An 8,616-nucleotide genomic window follows, 5' to 3' on the forward strand; every position below is an offset into this window, starting at 1 on the left:
GGCTTCCTTCAAAACGAGGAAGCCTTTTTTATTTCTTGGGAACGTCCTTCGGGGGCGGACTGCCCCCCTCCCCGATTTGGAAAAGTTTGCGCAACACACCGGGGGCAAGTGCACTGACAGGGTTCACACTGACATCGGCATCATCCAGATTGCCTTTAACGGTATAAGTCCATGCAAACAAACCACCACCTTTTTCCCCGGCGGAAAAGAGATTGCCCAAGATCGGCACATTGCCCAACAACGAATTTAATCCATAAGCAGGCACAACCGTTCCTGAAATATCGGCGACCTTGGCAAAGGTGTAAATCTTGCCTTCCCACGTCAAACCAAGTGAAATACCGTTTGTACGACCATCTTTAAATTCAATCACACCCCCATCGTATTTAAACGGTGACACCAGCGAGGAAAAACCGATCCCATCGCCCTGTAAGCTGTCCAGTACACCGGTCAAGGCGGCAAGGCTTAAAAGTTTTGCCAATGCGGGAACCTTGGTAATGCGATAATCACTGATGCGAATGCTCCCCACAAGGGGACGGCGCGGGGCATCATCATTGATCACCCCTTCGATGGTCAAATCCCCGCCTTTCATATCGTCGAACATGTCCAAGGCCCGCAACAAAGCGCCTGCATCCCCCGTTTCCATTTTTAATCTGCGGTTCTGTCCATCGGGTGACAAATCGATCATAAAAGGTTTTCCACCACCAACCACGCCGCTGAGATGGGCTTGCGTCCAGATTTTACCATCCGAAGACAGCGCGCCAGCCACCGTATCCAACGTATATTCATCATCCAGCCAGACACGATCAAATCGGCCGGAAAAGGTTCCGGGCAAATCCGTGTCTTTTTCCTCGTCCAACTGTGCGTTTTCACTATTTTGACGACTGCTTTTCAGCACATGCGTCAGATCCAGACTTTCCCCAGTAATATCCAGCTCCCATCCCACACGGGGGGAATAAAGGATTGTGCCACTCGTGATATTTGTTTTTCCGGCCTGAAAGCGGGAAACCTGCATCGTCTGAATTTGTTTGCCTTGCGCATCCAGCGCAATCGACCCGGACGCCTTTAAATCCCCACTGGAAACCGAGAAATAAGGCACACCGATTAAACGATCAGAATTAAAGTTGACCTTGGCATAGGCTTCCCCTTCCCCTTCGGCTTCTTTTCGCCAATGAATAACAGGAATATCTATTTCAGCCCCTTTTAAATCGGCAAAGGCTTCCAAAATACCAATCCCACCCCAATCTTCGGTAATGGTCGCATCCACATGAACAGGCCCATCGATAATCTTGTTATTGAAAGGTGGGAAATCCAACCGCAATTCTTTAATCCGTTGGTCTTCATTCACCACACCATCCAATAAGAAACGGCGTTTAAACAAAGTATTTTGTGTGAAGTTTTCACGCCATTTCAAGTCTGCCGGGATCGAACCCAGGATAATTTTGCCTTCGACATCCATTCCTTTTTTGTCAACGACCAGATTAATCTCGCCTTTGCTGATATCTTCATCGAACATGACATCCTTGATTGCAATGTTCGACCCCTTGGCCTTGGCCTGTACATCGACACCATCCCAATCCAGATCATGCAGCAACAGGAAAGACATCGTCATATCCGTCACCGCCTCACCTGATGTTTTTTCAGGCGCAATCCCCAACGCCTTGGCAAATCCCAATGGTTTATTGTCGATAAAGGTCAATGTGTCGCGCAATGGGCCGGTTGCTGTTAAAGACATGTTAAGTCTTTGATCATATTCATCTAAGTCAACAATATCGATTTGTGCTTTTTGAAGCTTGATGGTATCGACCTCGCCACCTGTCACGGTAATTTTAAAAGACTGATGATCGTATTTTGCCCAACCGCTGGCATTTCTGACTTTGGGCATGGGCGATAAATAATCAACACTGACACCATCCATCTCCATATCACCAAACACATGATGCAAGGAAATGTCACCCTTTTCATTGGCACTCAACGAAATGTTGATCCCGGCCCGATGCACCATGCCTTCGGAAATATTATTGACGATCCAATCGCGTGCATTATCATTCAATCCACGTGGCCAATACCGATATAAATTGGACGGATTAACGCTTAACAACTCCCCGACAAGATCAGCCGAACGATCAGGACCATTTAAAACGCCCGCGAATGTACCTTTCAGAGTGCCCGTAGGCCCTTCCCCCAAATCAAAATTCAAGTCATCCAACTGAAACTGGTCTAATCGCGTATCATATTCCCCGCTCAGGCGCACAACTTCCATCGGGATATAGTCTTCGATCGGTTGGGGTAATTTTACCAATGTGCCCACCGGCAGGGCCAGCATGGCTTCTTGAATACGAAGCTTGCCATCCAAATCTTCATAGGCCGCGCGCAACGCCATAGTATCAATGCTCAGGGCTTGTTTCGCCGGTTCAGGGAGGATGAATTTCCCCTTCGTCGATTTCAAATCCGCAAAAAAGGAACGGACCTTCCAATCTGTATCAAGGGCAATATTGACCTTGCCTTCCAGATCAAATTGAAGTGGTGTAAGGATATCCAGTTCCGGCAATAAAAGGGACAAATCCCCCACATTCAGCGTGCCAATATTTGCTTGAGTATCTAAAATCTCCGTCGTCAGGTTATAAGAGGCATTCAAATCGACTTTTGCAGGCTTGCCCCCAAGCAACACTTCCAAACCGATATCCATCACCATTGTTTCGCCGATACGTTCCAATTCAAAAGACGTATTGGGCGCAATCAAACTGGTTTGGTTTTTGCGATCATTGTAATCAAGCGTTGCTTTACGCACGACAAGCTTTTTCAAAAAGCTGAGCGGACGGTTCGCGTCCGGTGTTTTTCCGATAAAATCATCCAGTCGGAAAGCGCGGTCTGCCCGCACCGTCATGCCGTTGCCCAGTTCAAAAGCAAACGTCCCATCGCCATGACGCATCAAATTAATTTGTGGTTCAATCAATTCAATACTGCTGGGGGCAACGATGCCTTTCAATAAGGCTTGCGCGCTTAAAGACAAGGATGCTTCAGGCACAGAAGCCAGACGGCGACCGTCCCGTGTAAAAATACTGGCACCAACAATTTTAATATCAAGGGTGCGTTCCCACCCTTCCCAGCTCAGGACCGTATCTTTAATTTTGACCGTCATACCACGGGTGTTGTGCGAAACAGCGTCCAGAATATAAGGGGTCAGTTGCGGCAGAGAAATCGGACCTTGCGACAACTTCCACGCAATCACAAGCGCGAGCAACGCAATCCCGGCAAGAACCGCGCTAACTATCTGGAGTGTATGTTTTAATGTCTTCCAGACCACCGGGCTTAATCCAATCCTTTTTCATACTTGATAAACAAATCCAGTTGGCGCACTGTTGCAAAAACAAGATGCTGACAGCTGGGGGATATTATTATGACATCACTTTGGTACCAAACGGTTAACAGCCCTCTCCCACAGGCTTCTGATACAGAAAAAGCAGATGTCGGTTTTCTTCATTGGCAAGAAGCCTGCGAGCGCATTGATGACACTGAACGCAAGGCGTTTGCAACCCATCTTATAAAAGATGAACAGGCACGCAAAATATTTTGCTCTATTTTCGGCAACAGCCCATTCTTAACCCATTGTGTTTTAAAAGATATTTTATTCTTTTCCACCTTGATGCAAGAAGGGCCGGACAAGACCTTTAAACAGCTTATGTCAGACCTTACAGCCTTCTGGGAAACTCAACCCGAACGCGAAGCCATGGCCAAAGAGTTGCGAATCACCAAACGAAAAGCGGCCCTGACCATCGCCTTGGCTGATATTTGTCAGACATGGGATGTTTTTCAAGTTACCGACAACCTGACAACATTGGCCGAAACGTCCTTGGATTATGCCTGTGGGACACTTTTGCGCGAAGGCCATCAACGCGGGTATTTTAAATTACCCGACCCGGAAAACCATCCACAAAAAGGGTCCGGCTTGATCGTACTCGGCATGGGAAAGCTTGGGGGGCGCGAACTGAATTATTCCAGTGACGTGGATATTATTGTTCTTTTCGACACCGACGTTATTCAAACAGACGATCCGTGGGATTTACAAAAAAATATGGTGCGCCTGACCAAACAACTGGTGCAAATGATGGATGACCGCACCGCACATGGGTATGTCTTTCGCACCGATCTTCGTTTGCGCCCCGACCCCGGTTCCACCCCGTTAGCCCTATCCGTTTTGGCGGCTGAAACCTATTATGAAAGTATTGGGCAAAACTGGGAACGCGCTGCCATGATCAAGGCCCGCCCGGTTGCCGGCGATATTGAGGCCGGTTACGCCTTCCTTGAAATTTTGCGTCCCTATATGTGGCGCAAATATATGGATTTTGCGGCAATTCAGGATATCCATGCCATTAAACGCCAGATTAATGCGCATAAAGGCGGACATAACATTGCCCTGAACGGACATAATGTCAAATTGGGCCACGGCGGCATTCGCGAAATTGAATTTTACGCCCAGACCCAACAACTTATCTGGGGTGGGCGCAATCCTGACGTTCGGATTGCCCCGACATGTAAAGCCTTACAAGCACTGGTTGATGCAGAACAGGTTGAGCAAGACGTGTGCGATAACCTCATTGAAAGCTATCAATACCTGCGCAAGGTCGAACATCGCATTCAGATGACCAATGATGAACAAACCCATTCCATTCCCGAAGATGACGCGGCCGTGGAACGTTTGGCAATTTTCCTCGGTTATGAAAATAAGGACAGTTTTGCAACAGAATTCATCGCACACTTGGAACGGGTCGAAACCTATTACGCCGAACTGTTTGAAGAAAGCAGCGAGGTAAACACCCATGCGAAAGAAACAGGAAACCTTGTCTTTACCGGTGGCGACCCTGATCCCGGTACCCTGACATACCTGCGTTCCATTGGTTTTGAAAACCCCGGATTTGTCGACACAACCGTGCGAGGCTGGCATCATGCCCGCTATCGCGCAACACGAAGCCGGCGTTCGCGCGAAATTCTAACCGATTTGATGCCGGCCCTCCTCCACGCCCTTGCACAAACGGCAGAACCGGACACGGCCTTTCGTCATTTTGACGATTTCCTGAGCAAGCTTCCCTCAGGCGTACAACTTTTTTCCATGTTTCAGGTCAACCCACATCTTTTAGATTTGGTGGCCGAGGTTATGGGCGAAGCCCCGCGTCTGGCTGAACACCTCGCCCGTAATTCCACATTGCTGGAATATGTTCTCACACCCGATTTCTTTACACCCCTTCCCGATGTCACTGAATTACGCGAGGATTTGCAAAAAGTTCTGGAACAGGCGCGTGACTTTCAAGATGTTTTGGATCTGTCACGGCGTTGGGCCAATGATCGTAAGTTCCAGGTTGGCGTACAAACCTTGCGTCAAATCATCACGATTAAAGAGTCAGGACTGGCACAAACCCATATTGCAGAAGCCATTATTCAGGAAATTCTGCCCTGCGTGATCGATGAGTTGGCTCAAAAACACGGCATTATCGAGCAAGGCGAAATTTGCATCGTCGGTCTCGGCAAGGCAGGCAGTCGAGACATGACCGCAACCAGTGACCTTGATCTTGTCTTTATATATGAAGCCCCCGAAGACTGCATCGGATCAAACGGCGAGCGCAGCCTGAGTGTCGCGCAATATTACGCACGCCTGTCACAACGCTTTATCAATGCCCTGACCGCCCCCACCGGGGATGGTATGCTTTATGAAGTCGACATGCGCCTAAGACCATCGGGCAATTCCGGCCCAATTGCCTCCAGTCTGGACTCCTTTATCCGTTATCACAATGAAGCTGCCTGGACGTGGGAACACATGGCCCTGACCCGCGCACGTGTAATCAGCGGCGCGCCGTCCCTCAGCGCCAAAGTTGAACAACACATTCAGGACGTTCTATGTCGACAACGTGACAATGATAAGCTTCTCTTTGATGTCGCTGATATGCGCAAAAGGATGGATAAAGAACATCACACGGATATCGTCTGGGACATCAAACAATATCGCGGTGGTATCGTCGACATTGATTTTATGGCGCAATATCTGCAACTACGTCATGCCTGCGATTATCCTGACATTCTGCAAAACAACACGATTGATGTTTTACATAAGGCCCGCGATCTGGAGATTATCGATGAAGCAATGGCCAATGATTTGATATCCGCTGTCGAATTATGGAACATCATTCAGGGCTACCTGCGCCTCACCGTTGCGGCTGAATTGAAAAAGAAAGACGGCGGTGATCTGCCTCATGCCTTAAAAGACGACCTTGTTCAGGCCTGCGGGGAACCCTCGTTCGATATGCTCTGTGAACGGATGAAAAATTCAGCAGATCTTGTTTTGAAACATTATAAACAATTGATCGATACACCGGCATCGACTATCACTTTACAAGACAATAAACAATAAGGATCACGAACCATGACACTTGAAGTAGGCAGCCCAGCCCCCGATTTCACACTTCCGACCGACGGCAACGGCGAGCTCAGCCTCTCAAGCCTGCGCGGTAAAAAAGTTGTCCTCTATTTCTACCCAAAAGACAGCACGCCGGGCTGCACGACACAGGCCAAAGGTTTTCGTGATGAACGCGCGGCTTTTGAAGCTGAGAACTGCGTTATCATCGGGGCATCCAAAGATACCGTCAAACGCCATGACAACTTTAAAACCAAACAGGACTTGAACTTCCCCCTTGTGTCCGATGCAGAAAGCGACTTGTGCGAAACATACGGCGTTTGGCAGGAAAAGAAGATGTACGGCAAGACATTTATGGGGATTGTGCGCACAACATTCCTGATTGATGAAAACGGGATCATCAAAAAGATATGGCCCAAAGTAAAAGTCAAAGACCATATTGCAGAGGTCTTGGAAGCCGTTAAAACACTTTGAACTTTATAGACTTTCCATATAATGTTCTGATCAGTCGAATATGGGGGATTACATCACATGGCCGGTAATAAAAGCGATCTGGAAATTCAGGTCGAAAACGAATTTTTAGAAGAAGCACGCGACATTATGAACCAGCTTGAAGTTCAACGCGAAAATCTGCGTTCGAACTTCAATAGCGACGACATGGCGAAACTGCGCCGCAACGTCCAGCTATTAGGTGCTCAGGCCCATGCGGCCGATTTCGGTATCGTCAGTATGCTGTCACATCGTCTGGAAGATTATCTGGAACGTATCGACACAATGGCGGAACCGCACGGCGATAATGTCCGCATGTTTCTGGATAAAATTGAAGGGGCACTGGACGGCACCCTCGAAGTCGGCAAACCAAATGCGGGGGCCGAACTGGTACGCGAATTGCCGTCTACCAGTAAATTTGTCCACGAATTTGGTGATCTGGAAAAGAAAAATATCGAAGTTCTCGTCATCGTTCCCGACAAGGCCACAGGCCATATTGTTGAGCGCGAAATGGCGGAATGCGGCTATCGTGTTTCTTTTGCCAAATCATCCTTTAAAGGCTTTGAAATTGCGGTACGCACACGACCGGATATGGTTTTGGCCTCCGGTCAAATTGATGAACTGTCCGGCATTGATCTTGCCAATGCATTTTCCGCCATGCCGGCTTCCAAGGACATTCCTTTTGCCTTGCTGACCAGTAATGACTGGGGCCATCCCAGCCTGAAAGCCCTACCCCATTCCGTCGGTCTGGTGCGCAAAGGAAAGCACTTCGGCGACGATATTGCTGATTGCTTGCGTCGTTTCCAGATCACTTAATTCTGACAACAGTTGCATGAGATAGACTAAAAACGGCGGACACACACCAAAAGGTCCGCCGTTTTTTATCAGACCTGCGCTCTAAATCTAGAGAGCGCCTTGCACAGTCTAAAAACAGAGAAAATTCGAGCTTAACCTCGCAATTTTAGGCTTCACCGATCCTCATCATTTGTTTGAGGGAGTTTATGTGCAATCCCTTTATGGCATTCGATACAGGTTTGCTTATTTTTAACAGCTTCCTGCATTTTTTCAGCTGCCCTGCGTGTTTGCTTATGGAAATCCATGTCGGCATAGCTATGACAGTTCCGGCATTCACGAGAATCGGTTTCTTTCATCGTAGCCCAGACCCGTTCGGCCATTTCCAGACGGTGAATTTCAAACTTTTCGGGAGTATCAATTGTTCCCAAAACTTTATGTAAAAGTTCGTTCGATGCTTGTATTTTTCGAATTATTTTAGCCATCCCGTCTTTGGGAACGTGACAGTCAGGGCATGTAGCCTTTACCCCAGAGGCATTTGAAAAATGAGCTGATTTTTTATATTCCTGATAAACTGTATTTTCCATTTCATGGCAAGAAATGCAGAATTCAAGAGTATTCGTTTTTTCGAGAGTATAGTTAAATGCTCCCCAAAATATAATTCCTGCTATTCCACCAAAAACAAAGATGGTCCCAAAGCTAAACCGTAGCGATGGTTTTGATATAAACTTCCATAACTTGCTGATCATATCCCCCCCTATAAAAAAACAGCACTCACCTTCAAGTTCGAAGAATGAGTGCTATGTCGATATGCTCTTATACCAAAATGCACCTGCTATGACCGATAGAGCCATTCCCTGTTCCCAATGGACATAATTCTCCACGGTTGATCACTCAAGCGGTTCCATGCATCACAGCAAATATTGACAATG

Annotated in this window: 5 protein-coding genes; 3 read left to right on the forward strand and 2 right to left on the reverse strand. The window is 47.7% G+C overall.

Going from position 1 to position 8,616, the window contains the following annotated elements; all coding sequences use genetic code 11:
- Positions 1–28: 28 nt before the first annotated feature.
- Positions 29–3,304: a YhdP family protein gene (locus IEW74_RS15130; protein ID WP_188666689.1), complete on the reverse strand. Its 3,276-nt coding sequence runs from the start codon at positions 3,302–3,304 to the stop codon at positions 29–31.
- Between the two features lie 93 nt (positions 3,305–3,397).
- On the opposite strand from IEW74_RS15130, the gene IEW74_RS15135 reads away from it, so the two are divergent.
- Genes IEW74_RS15135 through IEW74_RS15145 form a run of 3 tightly spaced genes read left to right on the forward strand, consistent with a single transcriptional unit; the run spans position 3,398 to position 7,708 of the window.
- Positions 3,398–6,400, forward strand: a complete 3,003-nt coding sequence (locus IEW74_RS15135; protein ID WP_188666690.1) for a bifunctional [glutamine synthetase] adenylyltransferase/[glutamine synthetase]-adenylyl-L-tyrosine phosphorylase — start codon at positions 3,398–3,400, stop codon at positions 6,398–6,400.
- A gap of 12 nt (positions 6,401–6,412) precedes the next feature.
- Entirely contained in the window at positions 6,413–6,877 is a 465-nt protein-coding gene (gene bcp, locus IEW74_RS15140) for a thioredoxin-dependent thiol peroxidase (RefSeq protein ID WP_188666693.1), read from the forward strand.
- A gap of 57 nt (positions 6,878–6,934) precedes the next feature.
- Positions 6,935–7,708: a response regulator gene (locus tag IEW74_RS15145; RefSeq protein WP_188666695.1), complete on the forward strand. Its 774-nt coding sequence runs from the start codon at positions 6,935–6,937 to the stop codon at positions 7,706–7,708.
- 152 nt (positions 7,709–7,860) lie between these two features.
- Here the strand turns inward: IEW74_RS15145 and IEW74_RS15150 are convergent, their stop codons facing one another.
- Positions 7,861–8,433 carry a NapC/NirT family cytochrome c gene (locus IEW74_RS15150; RefSeq protein ID WP_188666697.1) on the reverse strand — a complete coding sequence of 191 codons (573 nt, stop codon included), beginning with the start codon at positions 8,431–8,433 and terminating at the stop codon, positions 7,861–7,863.
- Between the last annotated feature and the right edge of the window lie 183 nt (positions 8,434–8,616).

The organism is Terasakiella brassicae (assembly GCF_014641495.1).
GTDB classification, from domain to species: domain Bacteria; phylum Pseudomonadota; class Alphaproteobacteria; order Rhodospirillales; family Terasakiellaceae; genus Terasakiella; species Terasakiella brassicae.

Excerpts from the sequence above, each read along its gene's own strand:
- IEW74_RS15135 (WP_188666690.1), top strand. The coding sequence starts at position 3,398 with ATGACATCACTTTGGTACCAAACGGTTAACAGCCCTCTCCCACAGGCT.
- bcp (WP_188666693.1), top strand. The coding sequence starts at position 6,413 with ATGACACTTGAAGTAGGCAGCCCAGCCCCCGATTTCACACTTCCGACC.
- IEW74_RS15145 (WP_188666695.1), top strand. The coding sequence starts at position 6,935 with ATGGCCGGTAATAAAAGCGATCTGGAAATTCAGGTCGAAAACGAATTT.
- IEW74_RS15150 (WP_188666697.1), bottom strand. The coding sequence starts at position 8,433 with ATGATCAGCAAGTTATGGAAGTTTATATCAAAACCATCGCTACGGTTT.